This window comes from Massilia sp. NP310, assembly GCF_019443485.1.
Taxonomy (GTDB): Bacteria; Pseudomonadota; Gammaproteobacteria; order Burkholderiales; family Burkholderiaceae_D; genus Telluria; species Telluria timonae.
Genome location: NZ_CP080379.1, coordinates 4,338,975 through 4,356,390 on the forward strand (window position 1 = coordinate 4,338,975; position 17,416 = coordinate 4,356,390).

General features: G+C 68.2%; 13 protein-coding genes. 6 read left to right on the forward strand and 7 right to left on the reverse strand.

The genetic code is table 11. The features are described 5' to 3' along the window. Positions 1-240: 240 nt before the first annotated feature. Positions 241-1,284 carry a polysaccharide deacetylase family protein gene (locus KY496_RS19075; protein ID WP_005663888.1) on the forward strand — a complete coding sequence of 348 codons (1,044 nt, stop codon included), beginning with the start codon at positions 241-243 and terminating at the stop codon, positions 1,282-1,284. Positions 1,285-1,286: 2 nt separating this feature from the next. Here KY496_RS19075 and KY496_RS19080 read toward each other — a convergent pair whose 3' ends face one another. Together KY496_RS19080 and KY496_RS19085 are read right to left on the reverse strand one after the other, a co-directional pair. Continuing rightward, entirely contained in the window at positions 1,287-2,312 is a 1,026-nt protein-coding gene (locus KY496_RS19080) for a GNAT family N-acetyltransferase (protein WP_005663886.1), read from the reverse strand. Further along, positions 2,309-3,505: an aminotransferase class I/II-fold pyridoxal phosphate-dependent enzyme gene (locus KY496_RS19085; RefSeq protein ID WP_005663883.1), complete on the reverse strand. Its 1,197-nt coding sequence runs from the start codon at positions 3,503-3,505 to the stop codon at positions 2,309-2,311. Before KY496_RS19085 ends, KY496_RS19080 begins: the two co-directional genes overlap by 4 nt. 191 nt (positions 3,506-3,696) lie before the next feature. On the opposite strand from KY496_RS19085, the gene KY496_RS19090 reads away from it, so the two are divergent. Both KY496_RS19090 and KY496_RS19095 read left to right on the forward strand, forming a co-directional pair. After that, positions 3,697-5,262: an acyl-CoA ligase (AMP-forming), exosortase A system-associated gene (locus tag KY496_RS19090; RefSeq protein ID WP_005663881.1), complete on the forward strand. Its 1,566-nt coding sequence runs from the start codon at positions 3,697-3,699 to the stop codon at positions 5,260-5,262. Positions 5,263-5,303: 41 nt separating this feature from the next. Then, entirely contained in the window at positions 5,304-6,551 is a 1,248-nt protein-coding gene (locus tag KY496_RS19095; RefSeq protein ID WP_005663879.1) for a pyridoxal-dependent decarboxylase, exosortase A system-associated, read from the forward strand. Here KY496_RS19095 and KY496_RS19100 read toward each other — a convergent pair. Then, positions 6,548-7,900 (reverse strand): putative O-glycosylation ligase, exosortase A system-associated, encoded by a 1,353-nt coding sequence (locus tag KY496_RS19100; protein ID WP_005663878.1) that lies wholly within the window; start codon positions 7,898-7,900, stop codon positions 6,548-6,550. The two genes, KY496_RS19095 and KY496_RS19100, sit on opposite strands and share 4 nt — an antisense overlap. Positions 7,901-8,223: 323 nt before the next feature. Here KY496_RS19100 and KY496_RS19105 point away from each other — a divergent pair, with 323 nt between their 5' ends. The 3 genes from KY496_RS19105 to KY496_RS19115 are packed head-to-tail and all read left to right on the forward strand — an operon-like array spanning position 8,224 to position 11,487. Then, positions 8,224-9,588 carry a UDP-glucose/GDP-mannose dehydrogenase family protein gene (locus KY496_RS19105; protein WP_005663876.1) on the forward strand — a complete coding sequence of 455 codons (1,365 nt, stop codon included), beginning with the start codon at positions 8,224-8,226 and terminating at the stop codon, positions 9,586-9,588. Next, entirely contained in the window at positions 9,588-10,583 is a 996-nt protein-coding gene (locus KY496_RS19110) for an NAD-dependent epimerase/dehydratase family protein (protein WP_219861981.1), read from the forward strand. The genes KY496_RS19105 and KY496_RS19110 overlap by 1 nt, the downstream gene beginning before the upstream one ends. A gap of 13 nt (positions 10,584-10,596) precedes the next feature. After that, on the forward strand, positions 10,597-11,487 hold the full coding sequence (locus KY496_RS19115) for a hypothetical protein (RefSeq protein WP_219861983.1): 891 nt from the start codon (positions 10,597-10,599) through the stop codon (positions 11,485-11,487). A gap of 49 nt (positions 11,488-11,536) precedes the next feature. On the opposite strand, the gene KY496_RS19120 is transcribed toward KY496_RS19115, so the two are convergent. Genes KY496_RS19120 through KY496_RS19135 form a run of 4 tightly spaced genes read right to left on the reverse strand, consistent with a single transcriptional unit; the run spans position 11,537 to position 17,414 of the window. After that, positions 11,537-13,432 (reverse strand): XrtA/PEP-CTERM system amidotransferase, encoded by a 1,896-nt coding sequence (locus tag KY496_RS19120; RefSeq protein ID WP_219861985.1) that lies wholly within the window; start codon positions 13,430-13,432, stop codon positions 11,537-11,539. Between the two features lie 21 nt (positions 13,433-13,453). Next, positions 13,454-14,638 (reverse strand): TIGR03088 family PEP-CTERM/XrtA system glycosyltransferase, encoded by a 1,185-nt coding sequence (locus KY496_RS19125; RefSeq protein ID WP_219861987.1) that lies wholly within the window; start codon positions 14,636-14,638, stop codon positions 13,454-13,456. A gap of 11 nt (positions 14,639-14,649) precedes the next feature. Further along, complete coding sequence (xrtA, locus tag KY496_RS19130) at positions 14,650-16,230, reverse strand: exosortase A (protein WP_005663866.1); 1,581 nt, start codon at positions 16,228-16,230, stop codon at positions 14,650-14,652. Further along, positions 16,221-17,414: a TIGR03087 family PEP-CTERM/XrtA system glycosyltransferase gene (locus KY496_RS19135; protein WP_219861988.1), complete on the reverse strand. Its 1,194-nt coding sequence runs from the start codon at positions 17,412-17,414 to the stop codon at positions 16,221-16,223. Before KY496_RS19135 ends, xrtA begins: the two co-directional genes overlap by 10 nt. Positions 17,415-17,416: the final 2 nt, after the last annotated feature.

A 17,416-nucleotide genomic window follows, 5' to 3' on the forward strand; every position in this document is an offset into this window, starting at 1 on the left:
TCAAAATCAGAACTTGAGCCGAATAACGCGTTTTTGTGCACCGGCAATGTTTCGGATTTGCTGAATATGCCTTGGGCGCGCGCACGCATCCTTGCGAAGTTGACATTGAATAATTATTTAATGTGCTAGGATGACAACATCAATGGACTGGCGACATGGCTGGTCCCTTTATCCAAGGACACAGTGCCGGCCGTTGTGCTGCGCCGATGTGGCGCACTCGGGCTTCGCGGAAATGATGCAATGCTAAGCACAACCAACCATGTAGCGGCCCGGCTGGCGGCCGGACGGCCGCCGGTCCTGATCGTGATCGTCGATACCGAGGAAGAATTCGCCTGGGACCGGCCATTCGACCGCGCCAGCGTCGATACCGCCTCGGTCGCGGCCCAGCCGCTGATGCACGAGCGCGTGTTCGACCGCTTCGGCATCGTGCCGGCTTATATGGTCGACTGGCCGGTGGCCACCGCCCCGCAGGCCGTCGCCACCCTGCGCCGGCTGATGCAGGAAGGACGCTGCGATATCGGCACCCAACTGCACCCCTGGGTCTCGCCGCCTTATGAAGAACAGGTCACGCGCTTCAATTCCTATGCCGGCAACCTGCCGCGCGAGCTGGAGCTGGCCAAGCTGCGCATGCTCACCAACGCCATCGGCAACGCTTTCGGGCGTGCCCCGACCGCCTTCAAGTCGGGCCGCTACGGCCTGGGGCCGCACAGCGCCGAGGCGGTGGCCGCGCTGGGCTACGAGATCGACGCCAGCGTGGTGCCCTATACCCGCTTCGAGGACGACGGCGCCCCCGATTTCCGCGCCTTCGACGAGCATCCCTACTGGTTCGAGGCCGGCGGACGGCGCCTGCTCGAGCTGCCGGTGACCACCGGCTATGCCGGCTGGCTGCGCGGCATGGGGTCGCGCCTGTTCGACCTGGCGCGCAGCCCGGCGGGACGCGTGCTGCGCATGGGCGGTGTGCTGGCGCGCACCCGCGCGCTCGAGCGCATCCGCCTCAGTCCCGAAGTCGCCACAGGCGCCGAGATGCGGCGCCTGACGCGCGCGCTGCGCGCCGATGGCTGCGAAGTGTTCTCGCTGACCTACCACAGCCCCTCGCTGGTGCCTGGCCACACGCCCTATGTGCGCGACGCGGCCGACCGCGAGCGCCTGATTTCCACGATCCACGATTACTGCGCCTGGTTCCGCGACGAGATCGGCGGCCAGTTCCTGGCCCTGTCGCAGGTGGGGGCGGCGCTGGCGCCCCAGGCCGGGGTCGCGCCGCGCTCGCTCGAAGCGGTGCGCTGAAATCAGCGCCCGGCGGCGCGTGCGTGCAGCCGGCCCAGCCAGGGCCAGCGATAGGCGTTCAGGTGGTACATGGTGCGCACCTCGCCGGTCCAGCGCAAGTGCCATTCCATCACCCGCCCATAGAATTCGATGCGCTCGAAGCGGCGCGCTTCGATGATGTCGCGCGTGGCTTCCTCGCGCATCAGGAGCGCCGGCGACAGGCCGTTGCCGATACCCTCGTCGTAGGCCGTCTTGAGCACCACGATGCAGCCGCCGCCCTCTACGCACAAGTCCATCGCCGCCAGCCGTTCGCCGATGAAGTAGCGGTAGACGCAAGCCGCATCGATGGCGGCGAAGGCTTCCAGCATGGCGCGGTAGAAGCGGCCCTGCTCGTTGCCGGCGCTGACGGCGGTGCCGTCCTGCGCCTTCCAGCCCGCGCTTTCCAGGCGGCCGTAGTCCTCGACCGCGGCCGCCATCTCGTGTGCCGCGCGGCTGGCCTGGAGCCGGGTCGGCACGCCGTCGTCCTGCAGGCGCTTGCGCTGCTTGCGCAGATTGCTGCGCAGGTTCTTGCCGCGCGTATTCCAGTAGTCCTCGAAACTGGCCGGCAGGGTGACGCGGGCGGTCTCGATATAGTCCATGCTGCGCAAGCCGCCGTCACCGTGCGCGGGACGCGCCATCAGCATCGGATCGCACTGGGTCAGGCCGAGCGTGAGGGCGGCGCCGGGCAGGGCGCGCAACAGGCCGGGCAGGCCGGCGCCGGGCGCCCCGGCGTCGCGCTGCAGCCACAGGCCGACCGGGGCCTGGGCCGGCTGGAAGGTATTCCAGGCGCCCAGGCGCGACGGCGCCAGGATCGCCATCGCGTCGGTTTCTCCATCGCGCTCGCGCCAGGCCAGCACTTCCCGTCCGGTGCCGAACACGGCCAGCAGGGGGAGCACGAATTCCGGCGCCAGCAGCGGCGAGCCGGCGCTCTCGCGGTGCAGGCGGCGCCAGCGTTCCAGGTGCTCGGGACGGGCCGCCAGTTCGGTTGCCGGGACCACGCGCCAGTTCATGACGCCGCTCCCGCCGTCTCTTCCAGCGCGCGGCGCACGGTGGCGGCCAGCCAGGCGCGCTCCGGCGCGCGCAATGCCTGGTGCACGGGCAGGCCGAACAGGCGCCGGCCGAGCGCCACGCTGTTGGGGCAGACCGTGGCGTCGACCCCGGGCCACAGGCTGGCGCCGAAGCGCACCATCGGCACGCCGGCAGCGCGCAGGCGTTCGAACAGCGCGTCCGGCCGGTCGGCCAGCAGCGGGAACACCCAGGGGCAGGCGCCGGCGGGCAGCGCCGCGAACAGCGGCTGCCAGCCGGGCGCACCGGCCAGCGCGCGTTCGAGTTCCAGGTAATTGCGGCGCCGCGCCCCGACCAGGCGCGCGCGGCCGGCGCGCCGCAGGACGGCGCGCGAGAACCACGACGAGCGGCGGTCGACCCAGCGCGGATCGAAGTCGAAGCTGCTGTCAGACGAGGCCGGGGCCAGCGCCGGGATCGCGCCGGCGCCGGGGTTGGCGCTGCGTGCCTTGAGCCGGTTCCACAGCGCCGTCTTCAGGCCCAGCGGCAGGGCCAGCGCGGCGCGCACGAGCGGCAGGCGGCCCTGGGCGAAACTGGCTTCGAGCGCGCCCAGCGCGGCCTTGGCTTCGAAGCCGGCGCCGGCGCCATGCAGGGCCGCGGGCAGCCGGTGGCGGTGCGACACCAGGCAACCGCCCTCGAAGATGGGGAAGAATTTCATGCTGCTGCCGATCGCGTAGTCGCCGCTGGCGCCGACCGCGACGCCATCGCGCTCGCCGAAGAAGCAGTGGGCGCAATCCTCGACCAGGCCGGCGGCGTGAGAGTCGCACAGCGCGCGCAGGGCGCGCAGGTCTTGCGGAAAGCCGAAGAAATGGGTGACCATGACGGCCTTCACGCCGGGGCCCAGCTTGCTTGCCACGTCGTCCAGGTCGGCCGTGGTGTCGGGATGGACCCGGTAGAACACCACCTCGGCCCCGCGCCAGTGCACCGGCGGGATCATCGAGGGGCTGTGGTAGGCCGGCACCAGCACCTTGTCGCCGGGGCCGACGCCGAGCGCGCGCAACGCCATGCCGATCGCGATCCGGCCGCTCGTGACGGGCTGCACCGCGGGCGCGTCGTCCAGCGCCGGCAGGGTCGCGCCGTGGCCGGCAAAGGCGCCGAGCGAGAGGATCGGGACGGAGGGAATGGCGCGGATGTCGCTCATGCTGGCGCTGCGGATGTGTTTATTCTAGGCATGATTTAAATATAACATGCGGTATCGCCGTTCCCGCGCACCGAAAAGATGTCGAAAAAGCATCCGCTTTCTTGCGGCGCGGCCCGAACTGGTAAGATTGCAGATGCGTGGCGGATGCGCCGCGCCATTTCGCGCCATGCGGCGACCGTACCCACTATGCGATGAACCACCTGATCCACGACAGCATCTTCGACAGCGCGGCGCGCACCCCCGAGGCCGAGGCCCTCGCCTATGGCGCGGCGCGCTGCACCTACCGCGAACTGGCCGACCAGGTCAACGCGGCGGCGGCCCTGTTCCTGGCCCAGGGCATGCAGCCGGGCGAGCGGGTCGCGGTGTACATGGAAAAGCGCATCGAGAACGTGGTGGCCATGTTCGGCGCGGCCGCCGCCGGCTGCGTGTTCGTGCCGGTCAATCCGCTGCTCAAGGCCGAGCAGGTGGCCTACATCCTGGCCGACTGCAATGTGCGCCTGCTGGTGACGACCCCCGAACGCCAGGCCCAGCTGGCCGCCAGCCTGGGCGGCTGCCCTGACCTGCGCGCGCTGCTGCTGACCGACGGCGCCCAGCCGGCGCCGTCCCCTTCGGGCCTGGCGCTGCTGCGCTGGTCGCAGCTCGAGACCGGCGTATCGTTCACCCCGCACCGCCGCATCGACACCGATATGGCGGCCATCCTGTATACCTCGGGCAGCACCGGCGCCCCCAAGGGTGTGGTGCTGTCGCACCGGAACATGGTGGCCGGCGCCGCCAGCGTGGCCGGCTACCTTGGCATGCGTGCCGACGACCGCCTGCTGGCGGTGCTGCCGCTGAGCTTTGACTATGGCCTGAGCCAGCTGACCACCGCCTTCCTGCGCGGGGCCTGCGTGGTGCTGATGAACTACCTGTTCCCGAAGGACATCGTGGCCGCCGTGCGCGCCGAGCGCATCACCGGCCTGGCGGCGGTGCCGCCGCTGTGGATCGCCCTGTCGCGCCTGGAGTGGCCGGCCGATTGCACGCTGCGCTTCATCACCAATTCCGGCGGCGCGATGCCGGTGGTGACGGTCGAGGCGCTGCGGGCGGCGCTGCCGCGCGCCGAGGTCTACCTGATGTACGGCCTCACCGAAGCCTTCCGCTCCACTTACCTGCCGCCGGCCGAACTGGCGCGCCGCCCCGATTCGATCGGACGCGCGATCCCGAATGCCGAGGTGCTGGTGGTGCGTCCCGACGGCACCCTGTGCGAGGCCGACGAGCCGGGCGAACTGGTGCACCGCGGCGCCCTGGTGGCGCTGGGCTACTGGAACGACCCGGCGCGCACCGCCCAGCGCTTCCGTCCTGCCCCCGGCCAGGATCCGGCCCTGCCGCTGCCCGAGCTGGCCGTGTGGTCGGGCGACACCGTGCGGCGCGATGCCGACGGTTACCTGTACTTCGTCGGCCGCAGCGACGAGATGATCAAGGTCTCGGGCTACCGCATCAGCCCGACCGAGGTCGAGAGCGTGCTGCATGCCAGCGGCCTGGTGAGCGAGGTGGCGGTGTTCGGCATCGCCGACGAGACGCTGGGCCAGGCGATCGTGGCGGTGGCGGTGGCCGACCTTGGCGCGGTCGACCGCGCCGCGCTGCTGGCCGAATGCCGGCGCCGGCTGCCGGCCTACATGATCCCGGCCCACATCGTCGTGCGCGCCGAGGCGCTGCCGCGCAACCCGAACGGCAAGATCGACCGCAACCTGCTGCGCACGACCTTCCAGCCCGGCCAGTAAAAAACGTCCGGACCTTACCGCACCTGTTCCAGCCTATTCCCATGACCGGCACCAAGCCCCAGCACGCTCCCCAGATTCATTTCCCCGTGGTCGACGACGTCCTGCAAGTCGGCGGCATCCCGCTCACCCGGCTGGCCGAGCGCGTCGGCCGCACGCCGTTCTTCGCCGTCGACCGCGCCGTCTGCAGCGGCAAGGTGGCGGGCCTGCGCGCGATCCTGCCGCCGCAGGTGGCATTGCACTATTCGATCAAGGCCAATCCGATGCCGGCCCTGGTGCAGCACATGGCGGGCCTGGTCGACGGCCTCGACGTCGCCTCCAGCGGCGAACTCAAGACCGCGCTGGATACCGGCATTGACCCGGCCCACATCAGCTTCGCCGGCCCGGCGAAGACGGATGCGGAGCTGCGCCAGGCGGTCGCCGCCGGCGTGTGCCTGAACATCGAGTCCGAACACGAGCTGGCGCGCACCGCGCGCATCGGCGAAGCGCTCGGCATCACGCCGCGCGTGGCGCTGCGCATCAACCCGGCTTTCGAACTGAAATCGTCGGGCATGAAGATGGGCGGCGGCGCCAAGCCCTTCGGCATCGACGAGGAACAGGCGCCTGCCGTGCTGCGGCAGGTGGCGGCGCTGGGCCTGGATTTCCAGGGCTTCCACATCTTCAGCGGTTCACAGAGCCTGCGCCTGGACGCCATCGTCGAGGCGCAGTCGCGCAGCATCGAGCTGGCCATGCGGCTGGCCGGCGACAGCCCGCTGGCGCTGCGCCAGCTGAACATCGGCGGCGGCCTGGGCATCCCGTATTTCCCGGGCGAGGCGCGCATCGATCCGGCGCCGATGGGCGAACACCTGGCCGCCTGGCTGCCGCGCCTGGCCGCGGCGCTGCCGCAGGCGCGGCTGGCGCTGGAACTGGGACGCTACCTGGTCGGCGAAGCCGGCGTGTACGTGGCGCGCGTAATCGACCGCAAGGTCTCGCGCGGCGAGGTGTTCCTGGTGCTGGACGGCGGCATGCACCACCACCTGGCCGCCTCGGGCAACCTGGGCCAGGTGATTCGCAAGAATTATCCGGTGGCGGTCGGCAGCCGCATGAATGCCGCGGGCGACGCGCCGGACAGCGGCCCGGCCTCGGCCACCGGCCCGCTGTGCACCCCGCTCGACATCCTGGCCGACCGCATGCCGCTGGCCCATGCCCGCGTCGGCGACCTGGTGGTGGTGTTCCAGTCCGGCGCCTACGGCGCCAGCGCCAGCCCGGCCATGTTCCTCGGCCATCCGCCGGCGCTCGAAGTGCTGGTCTAGCCGGTCTGGCGCGGCGCCGCCGCGCCGCCCTGCGCCTTGGCGTCAGGCGCCTTGCCCAGCCAGCGATCGATGCGGTCCTGCATGAACGGGATGCGCATCGGCGGAATGTCTTCCTGGATCGGCATGCGGATCAGCACCTTGTCGAGCACGATCAGGATCGCGAATACGTAGTAGATCAGGTCGTAATAGGCCAGGGTCAGGAAGGCGCCGGCGGTCATGTAGCCGATGATGCTGACGTGGCACATGCGCGCCAGCATCAGGGCCCAGCCGAGGTCCGGCTTGTCGCGGCAGAAGCGGATCACCCGCGAACCGAGGCGCCAGGCCACCAGGAACATGGTCAGGAAGATCGCCAGGCCGATATAGCCCTGCTCTCCCAGCACCTGGAAATAGATGCTGTGGGCATCGTAGTAGCGTTCGGGTTCCGGCGCATACAGCATGAACATATGGGGCGCGAACACGTTCGGCCCGCCGCCCAGCACGAACTCGTTGGCGATATTGATCGCGAACAGCCAGGAGTTGATGCGCCCGGTCGCGGAGGCGTCCTCGTCGTACGTCTGGATGCTGTGCATCCTTCCCATCCATTCCTCGGGCATGGCCAGCAGGACGACCGGCACCAGGAGCAGGAAGGCGATGCCGGTCTTGAGCTTGTGGTGCGACTTGAGCCACAGGAAAAATCCCATCATGAAGACAGCGAGGAAGGCGCCGCGCGAGTACGAGCCGATCGCGCCCAGCGCGGTCAGGGCGGCCATGGCCAGCACTCCTCGCTTGAGCCATTTTCCATGCACCTGGGTTACCAGGTAGACCAGCAGTGGCGTGATCGTCACCAGCGCCAGCGCCAGCGTGTTGTTGTCGCTGATGAAACTGGCGCGCGGACCGAGCATGCCTTCGCCGCCGCCGCTGAAGATGACGAAGATGCCGCTCTTGACGCCCCAGAAGCCGATCGACAGCGCCACCACGATGGCCAGCATCTGGGCATCCTTGCGGGTACGTACGGTCATGATGGTGAGGAAGACCATCAGGATAATCTTGCTGAAACGGTCCCAGTCCTGCCAGGCCGCGGCGGGCACCTGGGCGAAGATGGTGGTGACGGTCATCCAGCCAAAGAAGATCATCAGCATTACCACCAGCGGGGACATCGGAATCTTCTTGGGCTCGCGCGAGACCATGACCGCCACCAGGGTAATGATCGACAGGTACATCGCGAACGCGAAGTTCTGCGTGAAGCCATAGCTCAGGCGGTGGGGATTCATCAGGCTGACCACGGCGTAGGCCATGGCGCCGACCACCGGGCGTTTGAAGATATAGGGAATGATCGCCACGAAGGCGAACAGTAGAATGATGTCACGCATGGCCGGGCCGCCTCGGAATGCTTGGAATGGATGGTGTCATGTGGATGGGAGGTCCCAAAGCGCGCCGGGAAGCGCTGGCGCCGGATCGGTATTTGTTAAAAAGCAATGCCGCCATTATGCGAAAAAATTTTCCGGAGGGCAGCACGATTGACGCCAGACGCATAAATTTTTGACAAGCATGATACTATAATTCAAGTTCTGATCAGCACTGTTACACCTTATCGTTAGCAGCTGAAGCAACACTCGGCACAGGAAAAACGGCGCGCACGACGTGCGCTTTCACCGGTTTCTTTCGTTCAGTTAATTCACCTCCCAGAGAAATCATGAAGATCACTATCATTGGCACCGGTTATGTGGGCTTAGTTTCGGGCGCATGCTTCGCCGACGTCGGCAACACGGTATTGTGCCTGGATGTCAACGACGAAAAAATCGCCATGCTCAAGAATGGCGTCATCCCGATCCACGAACCCGGCCTGGACACCATGGTCGAGCGCAACGCTGCCGCCGGCCGCCTGCTGTTCTCGACCAGCTACGACGAAGCCATGGCGCACGCCGAATGCGTGTTCCTGGCGGTCGGCACCCCGCCGGACGAGGACGGCAGCGCCGACCTGACCCACATCCTGGCCGCAGCCCGTTCGATCGGCCAGCGCATCGAAAAGCCGGTGGTGGTGGTCGACAAGTCGACCGTGCCGGTCGGCACCGCCGACAAGGTGCGCGCCGCCATCCAGGGCGAACTCGACAAGCGCGGCAGCACTGTCGCGTTCTCGGTAGTGAGCAATCCCGAATTCCTGAAGGAAGGCGCGGCGATCGACGACTTCATGCGCCCGGACCGCATCGTGGTGGGCAGCGACGACGCCACCGCCACCCGCCTGATGCGCCAGCTGTACGCACCGTTCAGCCGCAACCATGAAAAACTGGTCGAGATGGACGTGCGCAGCGCCGAGCTGACCAAGTACGCCGCCAACGCCATGCTGGCCACCCGTATCAGCTTCATGAACGAGCTGGCCAACCTGGCCGAAGTGCTGGGCGCCGACATCGAGGCTGTGCGCCACGGCATGGGCCTGGATCCGCGCATCGGTTCGCAATTCCTGTATGCCGGCATGGGCTATGGCGGCTCCTGCTTCCCGAAGGACGTGAAAGCCCTGGTCAAGACCGGCGCCGACCACGAGCAGACCCTGCACATCCTGGAAGCGACCGAGCGCGTCAACGACAACCAGAAGAACGTCCTGTTCAAGAAGCTGTCGCGCTTCTACGGCGGCGTGGAAAACCTGAACGGCAAGACGGTCGCGCTGTGGGGCCTGTCGTTCAAGCCGAACACCGACGACATGCGTGAGGCGCCAAGCCTGATCCTGCTGAAGGAACTGTTCGCTGCCGGCTGCCGCGTGCGCGCCTACGATCCGGTGGCCAGCAGCGAAGCGCTGCGCGTGCTGGAACGCGACCACGGCGCCGCCCGCGTCGAGGAGATGCTCACCATCGCCAGCTCGGCCACCGCCGCGGTCGACAATGCCGACGTGCTGGTGCTGGTGACCGAATGGAAGGAATTCCGCGCGCCGGACTTCCGCCACCTGGCCCAGACCCTGCGCGGCAAGGCGATCTTCGACGGCCGTAACATCTACGACCCGGCGGAAGTCGCCGAAGCCGGCCTGGCCTACGAAGGCATCGGCCGCGTCAGCCGGAAGGCCGCCTGATGATCACGGGCGCCCACCGCATCCTGGTCACGGGCGCTGCCGGCTTCGTCGGCAGCTTCGTGGCGGCGCGCCTGGCGGCAATGGGCCACCAGGTGGTCGGCTGCGACAACTTCAACGACTACTACGATCCGCGCCTGAAGCACGACCGCGTGGCGGCCTTGCTTGCGCCGGCCGGCGTGCCCTGCCACACGGTGGAGCTGGCCGACCCGGCCCAGGTCGCGGCGCTGTTCGAACGCGAGCGGCCGACCCTGGTGGTGCACCTGGCGGCCCAGGCCGGGGTGCGCTACTCGCTCGAGAACCCGGCCGCCTACGTGCAGTCGAACCTGGTCGCCTTCGGCAACATCCTCGAGGCCTGCCGCCACGGCAAGATCGAACACCTGCTGTATGCCAGCAGCAGCAGCGTCTACGGCGCCAACGCCAAGGTGCCGTTCAGCGAGGACGACCAGGTCGACGCGCCGGTGTCGCTGTACGCCGCCACCAAGAAGTCCAACGAGCTGATGGCGCACTCATACAGCCACCTGTTCAAGCTGCCGGCCACCGGCCTGCGCTTCTTCACGGTGTACGGGCCCTGGGGGCGTCCCGACATGGCTTATTTCAGCTTCGCCGAGAAGATGGCGCGCGGCGCCACGATTCCGGTGTTCGCCGAAGGCCTGCTCACGCGCGACTTCACCTATATCGACGACATCGTCGAAGGCGTGGTGCGGCTGCTGTTCAAGCCGACCCCGGCCACGGAAACGCGCGCCGCGCACACCGTGTTCAACATTGGCAACCATAATCCGGTGCGGGTGCTGGACTTCATCCAGACGCTGGAAGGCGCGATCGGCATCGAGGCGCGTAAGGAGTTCCTGCCGATGCAGCCGGGCGACGTGCCGGCCACCCATGCCTCGATCGACAAGCTCAAGGCCTGGGTCGACTTCGCGCCGACCACGCCGCTGGCCACCGGCCTTGCCAACTTCTGGGCCTGGTACCGCGACTGGGCGCCGGCACGCACATGAGGCGGGAGCGAGCATGAACGACCAGCCGCAGATCCTGCTGTTCCAGACCACCGACCCGGCCGCCGTGAAGAAGCGCCTGCTGCGTTTTCGCGCCGCTTTCCTGCGCCTGGGCCCGCAGTGCCGCTTCGCCGCCATCTCGTACACGCCGAATGCGAAGTCCGGCGTGCGCAAGGTGGTGCTCGACGGCGTCGAGATCGAGCACCACGTGTACGGTCCGGACGCCATCGACACCCTCGGCTATCCGGCCAAGGGCGCCGCGCGTCCGTTCAAGCTCATCCCCGGCAACTGCGACCTGCCGCCGCTGCTGTTCCGGCGCGCGCAGCCGCAGTACACCCAGTACTGGGTGGTGGAGGACGACGTCGAGTACTCGGGCGAGCTGCATGAACTGTTCGCCGGACTGGCCGACCGCGAGGGCGACCTGCTGGCGGCCCACCTGGCGCGCGGCGAGGCCGAATGGACGTATGCGTCGATGCTGCGCGCGCCCGGCCTGGACCTCAAGCCGGCCGACAGCTGGCTGGTGTTCCTGACGTTCTTTCGCATCAGCGGCGCGGCGCTCGACCTCATCGACCGCTACTACCGCGCCGGCTGGACCGCCCACAGCGAGAATGCCTGGGCCACGATCCTCAAGCATGGCGGCATGAGCGTGGTCGACTTCGGCGGCGCCGGCGAATTCGTGGCCGAGGAAGACCGCAACAAGCGCTACCACGGAGTGCCCAACGACGGCTTCGCCAAGAACGGCAGCTTCGGCACGCTGAACATCCGCCTGCGTCCCGGGCGCCAGAAGGACGTGCTGTGGCATCCGATCAAGCCGCCGAAGGCCTGGCTGCGCCAATGGCGCAAGCGCTATGTCTCGATGGCCCAGTGGTATCTTGGCCGCTTGACGCGCGGCACGCGCCAGGGCTGAGCCTTCAAGCGGATGATGACGACCGGGGCCTTCACAGGCCCCGGTTTTTTTATGCCTCGGCGCTGACGCGCAGGAAGGTCTCGAACATCAGCACCGACCACAGCGGGGTGCTGTAGTCCTTGCCGCCGGCGATGTGTTGTTCGACCATCTCGCGCAGGAAGCGCTCGTTGAACATGCCGGTGTCGAGCAGCAGCGGCGACAGCGCCGCCGCGCGCAGCTTCTCGCGCAGCGGGCCGCGCAGCCAGGCCGCCAGCGGAATCGAAAAACCCTTCTTGGCGCGGTACAGCACATCGTGCGACAGGAACGGCTCGAGCGACTTCTTGAAGATGTACTTGCCTTCGCCGCCGCCCAGCTTGATGTCGGGCGGCAGGGTCGAGGCCCATTCGACGAAGGTATGGTCCAGGAGCGGCACCCGCACCTCGAGCGAGTGCGCCATGCTGGCGCGGTCGACCTTGGTCAGGATGTCGCCCGGCAGCCAGGTCTTGAAGTCGAGGTACTGGATCAGCGACAGCGGATCGTCGGTCGGCGAATTGGCCGCATGCTCGTGGAACACCTGGATCGCCTCGTAGCCCTGCAGCTCACGCTTGAAGCTATCCGAGAACAACTGGGCCCGGATCCGGTCCGGCATGCGCGACACGCCGTGGAAGTAGCCCTCCACCGTGTCGCGCGCCAGCGCCTCGAAGGTGGTCTTGGCGCGGAACATGCGCGGCGCCCAGTCGGCCTTTGGATACAGCCGGCCCAGGGTGCCGAACACGGGCTTGCGCAGGCCGGCGGGCACCTTGTCGCGCACGCGCTGCTCGGCCATCGCGAAGCGGTAGCGGCGGTAGCCGGCGAAGCTCTCGTCGCCGCCGTCGCCCGACAGCGACACGGTGACGTGCTTGCGCGCCAGCTGGCACACGCGGTAGGTCGGGATCGCCGAGCTGTCGGCGAAGGGTTCGTCGTACAGCCGGCCCAGGGTGTCGATCAGGCCGTAGTCGTCCTTGTCCACGACCTGGGCGTGATGGGTGGTGCGGTAGCGCGTGGCGACTTCATTCGCGTACTTCGATTCGTCGTACTCGGGATCGTCGAAGCCGATCGAGCAGGTGACCACCGAATCGGGATTCTGCTGCGCCATCATCGCCACCACCGCGCTCGAATCGACGCCGCCCGACAGGAAGGCGCCCAGCGGCACGTCGGCCACCATCTGGCTCTGCACGCATTCCTGCAGGCGCGCCGTCAGTTCCTGTTCGATTTCCTGCATCGGGCGCTGCGGGGCGCGCTGGAACGGAATGTCCCAGTACTGCTCGGGTTTCACCTCGCTGTCGCCGGCCTTCAGCGTGATGCGGTGGCCCGGCGCCAGCTTGAAGGCACCGTGGAAGATGGTGTGCGGTTCCGGCACGTAGCCGAAGGCGAAGTAATCCTCGACCGCGCGCGGGTTGAGCTTGCGCGACAGTTCGGGGTGGGTCATGACCGATTTCAGCTCGGAGCCGAACACGAACAGGCCGTTCGGCAGCAGGGCGTAGAACATCGGCTTGACGCCCAGGTGGTCGCGCGCCAGGAACAGCGTCTGTTTTTTCCTGTCCCAGATGGCGAAGGCGAACATGCCGCGCAGGCGCTGCAGGCAGTCCTGGCCCCAGGCCTGGTAGGCGTGCAGCAGCACCTCGGTGTCGGACTGGGTGCGGAAGGCGAAGCCGAGCGCGACCAGCTCGTCGCGCAACGCGCGGTAGTTGTAGATCTCACCGTTGAACACCATCACCACGTCGCCCTGGGCGTTGCGGATCGGCTGCTGGCCGCTTGCCAGGTCGATCACCGACAGCCGGCGGTGGCCCATGCCGAGCGCCGTTTCCAGATACAGCTCGCCTTCGTCCGGGCCGCGGTGGTGCTGGCTCTCGTTCATGCGGCCCAGCGCCGCGCGGTCGATCTCGCGAGTTCCCTGGGTATCAAAAATGCCGACGATTCCGCACATGCTCGTTCACTTCCTGCGTTGTTAAGTATTCATGGATTGGCGCAGCCGGGCCGGCGCCTTGCGCGCGACCAGGCCGTCGTACAGCGCCATATAGGCGCGCAGCATGGCGGCCATGCTGTATTTTTCTTCGATGCGTTCGCGCGCGGCGGCGCCGTGGCGCGCCTTCAATGCCGGGTCTTGCACGTAGCGCGCCAGCGCCTCGGCCAGGGCATCTACTTCGACCGGCACCAGCAGGCCGTGCACGCCGTCGGCGACCACTTCCGGGATGCCGCCGACGTTGGAACACACCGATGGCAGGCCGCACGCCATCGCCTCCAGCAGCGAGACCGGCGTGCCCTCGGCCAGCGAGGGCAGGGCGAACACGTCGAAACCATGCAGCAGCTCGGCCACGTCGGCGCGCGCGCCGGGCAGCCAGACGGCGTCCTGCAGGCCGGCCTGGGCCACCTGCTCGCGGATCGCGCCCAGCAGCGGGCCGTCGCCGACGATGGTGAGTTTCAGGCGTGCGCGCAGGGCGGGCAGGCGTTCGCGCAGCAGGGCGAAGGCAGCCACCAGGCTGCGGTGATTCTTGACGTCCTGCACCCGCGCCACGGCGCCGATCACGATATCGTCAGGCCCCCAGGGCGCGGCGGTGGCCGCATCCGCGCGCGGCGCGTAGCGTTCGGTGTCGACGCCGTTCTTGATCGGGTGGTTCTTCGCTCGCGGGATGCGGACCACGTCGTCCAGCCAGCGCTGCAGATCATCGGACACCGGGATATAGCGGTCGATGAAAGGCGCCAGGCGACGGCGCAGGAAATTGTGTTTCTTGTTCAGGCCCTGCGGGTCGGATGCGTCGCGGCCATGTTCGGCGTGGATCCGCACCGGCACCCCGGCCAGGGCCGCGGTGAAGCAGAATTCCATCGCCGCCAGGTTGTAGGTGTGCAGGATGGCCGGACGCAGGCGCCGCATCAGCTTCCAGAAGTCGACGTGCACTTGCGCGCCGTTCCCGGGCGGCTTGTTCAGGGCGAACAGCTCGACCCCGGGCTGGGTGATGCGCTGGGCGAAATCCGAGTAACGCGTCAGGCAGACGACCGCGTGCCGGTATTTTTCCGGCGGCAGGCGGTTGATGCAGTCGACCAGCAGCGTCTCCAGTCCGCCCACATCGAGCGAATAGACCAGGTGCACGACCAGGGGCCGCTGCGCGTTCAGGACCGACAGCTCGCTATGCATGGTCGTGACCGTCAATGGGTGCGCGCATGGTCCAGCGCGCGCTCGATCGCCTGGCCCTGGCCGGCCAGGAAGGCGCGCAGGGCGGCGCGCGCGCTTTCCGGATTGTCGCGCACCGGCGCCGACAGCAACACCACGGCGCCGTCGTCGCCGCGGAAGCGCAGCTTGGCCTGGGCCTGCAGCAGCTTGCCGACGTAGTTGTTGGCCGTCAGGTGGCCGTCGATCGACATCCACTGCCATACCAGGATCTGGCCGGTCGGACCGTTCAGGCGCGTTTCGCGCAGAGTCAGCGGCTGGCCGTCCAGGGTTTCGCTGCGCAGCGCGCCGCCGACGGCATGCCAGGCGTCGTCCGAGGTGGCCAGGGTGTTGACGGAGCTGATCAGGGCCTTGCCGTTGCGCTGGTTGCGGTAGTACATGATGTCGAGCGCGACCGGCGGCATGCTTTCGCTGTTGCGGAAGGTGGCGCGGTAGGTCGCGTCCGGGTTGACCCAGCGCGGGGTCCAGTCGGCGAACGGCGCCACCTGCGGCCAGCCCACCGCCACCGTGGACAGCTGGACCGGCTGCGGATTGAGGTTGGCGGCGTCGTTGTAGCGCGCGAAGCCCGGCCACAGCGCGGTGAGCGCCACCACGGCGGCGCACATCGCCGCCATGCGGACCGTCGAGGCCGGCGCCGGGTTGCCCGCCATGGTGGCGGCCGCCGCCGGTGTGGATGCATTGGCGACTGCCGGTTCGTCGTCGTCGCGCCAGAAGCTGCCGACCCAGAACATCAGCAGCATCACCAGGCCGAAGAACACCCAGCCATAGATCAGGTGGTCGACGCCGGTGGCCAGCTCCATGCCGGACAGGTGGCCGATCATCACGATCATGTAGGCGCGCAGGCCGTTGGCGACGATCGGCACCACGATCGACACCGCCACGAACAGCAGGCGCTTCGCGGTGGAGCGGTAGGTCAGGTAGGCGTACAGGCAGCCCAGGGTGAACGACGAAATCAGGTAGCGCACGCCGCTGCAGGCTTCCACCACCGACCAGGAGCCGGTCGGCAGCTCGAAGCGGGTGCCGTTGCGCAGCACCGGGATGCCGGTGGCCTGGACCGCCCACACGGTGAAGTCGGCGGTGAGGTTGATCAGGGGGCCGACGAAGACTTCGCCGAACGGCACCGCCAGCAGCAGGAAAAGAAGGGGAAAAGCAAGCGCCCCCGCCAGGCGCGGGCCCAGCATGGCCAGCGCGATGACCGGGAACATCGACACGAAGGCGTACTGCATCACCACCTGCACCTCGCCCATGCGCGCCAGCAGCCAGCCGGCGCCCAGCATGGCCACCAGCAGCAGGGCCGGGGCCCAGGGCCGCGCCGGCACCGCGTTGAACACCGCGCGCCGGCGCCAGATCAGCCACAGGCTGATCGGCAGGATCGCATAGCCGTGGGCGAAGGTCTCGGAACTGTTCCAGATCGCGACCAGCGACCCGGCGGTGCCGAGGTAGAGGAAGAAGGGCGCCAGCAGCGCGAGCGCGATCAGCATCGCGCTCGAGGGCGCCAGCGGGGTGGCGGCGGCGTGCGGCGCGGCGCCGGCCAGGTCCTTGGGTGGGTTCACGAGCATTCCAGTCGCTCCTCGATGCAGGCCAGGTTGCTCGGCCAGCTGTAATGATGTTCGACCCGCGCCCGAGCGGCGCGGCCCATCTCCCGGTTGTCGCGCACCAGCAGCGCCCCCAGGGTTTCGATCCAGGCCGGGGCGCCGTCGGCCACGGCCAGCTCCTGGTCCGGCACCGCATCGATGCCTTCCAGCGCCTGCGGCGAGACCACGGTCGGTGTGCCCATGGCCATCGCTTCGAGCACCTTGTTCTGGATGCCGCGCGCGATGCGCAGCGGCGCCACCGCCAGCGTGGCGTGGCGGATATAGGGCCGCACGTCGGGCACGGTGCCGGTGACGGTCACGCCGGGCAGCTGGGCCAGCGCCTGGACCTGCGGATTCGGGCGCGAGCCGACGATGTAGAAGCGCAGCGCCGGGTCTTGCGCGGAAAGGGCCGGGAACACGTCGTCGCAGAACCACTGCACGGCGTCGACGTTGGGCCAGTAATCCATGGCGCCGGTGAACACCAGCGCCTTTTCGCCCGCTGCGTAGGGGCTGGCCAGCGCGTGCTCGGGCGAGAAGTAGTCGGTGTCGACCCCGTTGCTGAAGTGGCCGATGCGCGCCACGCTCTCGGGCGCCAGCTGGCGGAACAGGTCGGCCTCGGGCTTGGAGACGAACAGCGAGGCGTCGTACTGGCTGGCCACCTGGCGCTCGTAGCGCAGCAGCTGGCGCGCCTCGTGGCGGTACAGCCAGCTCATGGGCCACGATTTCTTGTCGGCGTACTGGCGCCATTTGTCCGAGTCGACGTCGCAGAAGTCGATCACGCGGCGCGCGTCGCGGATGCTATCGACGTATTGCGCCATCGGCGACGAGAACACCATCACGCGCTTGATGCCGTGCGCGGCCACGGTCTGCTCGACCCAGCGCGCCATGCCTGCATCCTGGTAGTAGTCCAGCGACAGCGAGCGGTTCTTGACCAGCGCGCCCAGGCTGCGCACGCGCGCCAGCAGGGGATTGAGGGCCGCGAAATGGCTGCTGGCGCACATCGCTTCGACGGTGGGCACGTGCTGCCAGTCGTCGGCGTCGTCGACGAAGGTCGCCAGGTGCACCCGGTAGTCGCGCGCCAGGTGCTTGAGCAGGTTGTACGAGCGGATCTTGTCGCCCTTGTTGGGCGGGTAGGGGATGCGGTGGATCAGCAGCAGCAGGTCTTGCACGG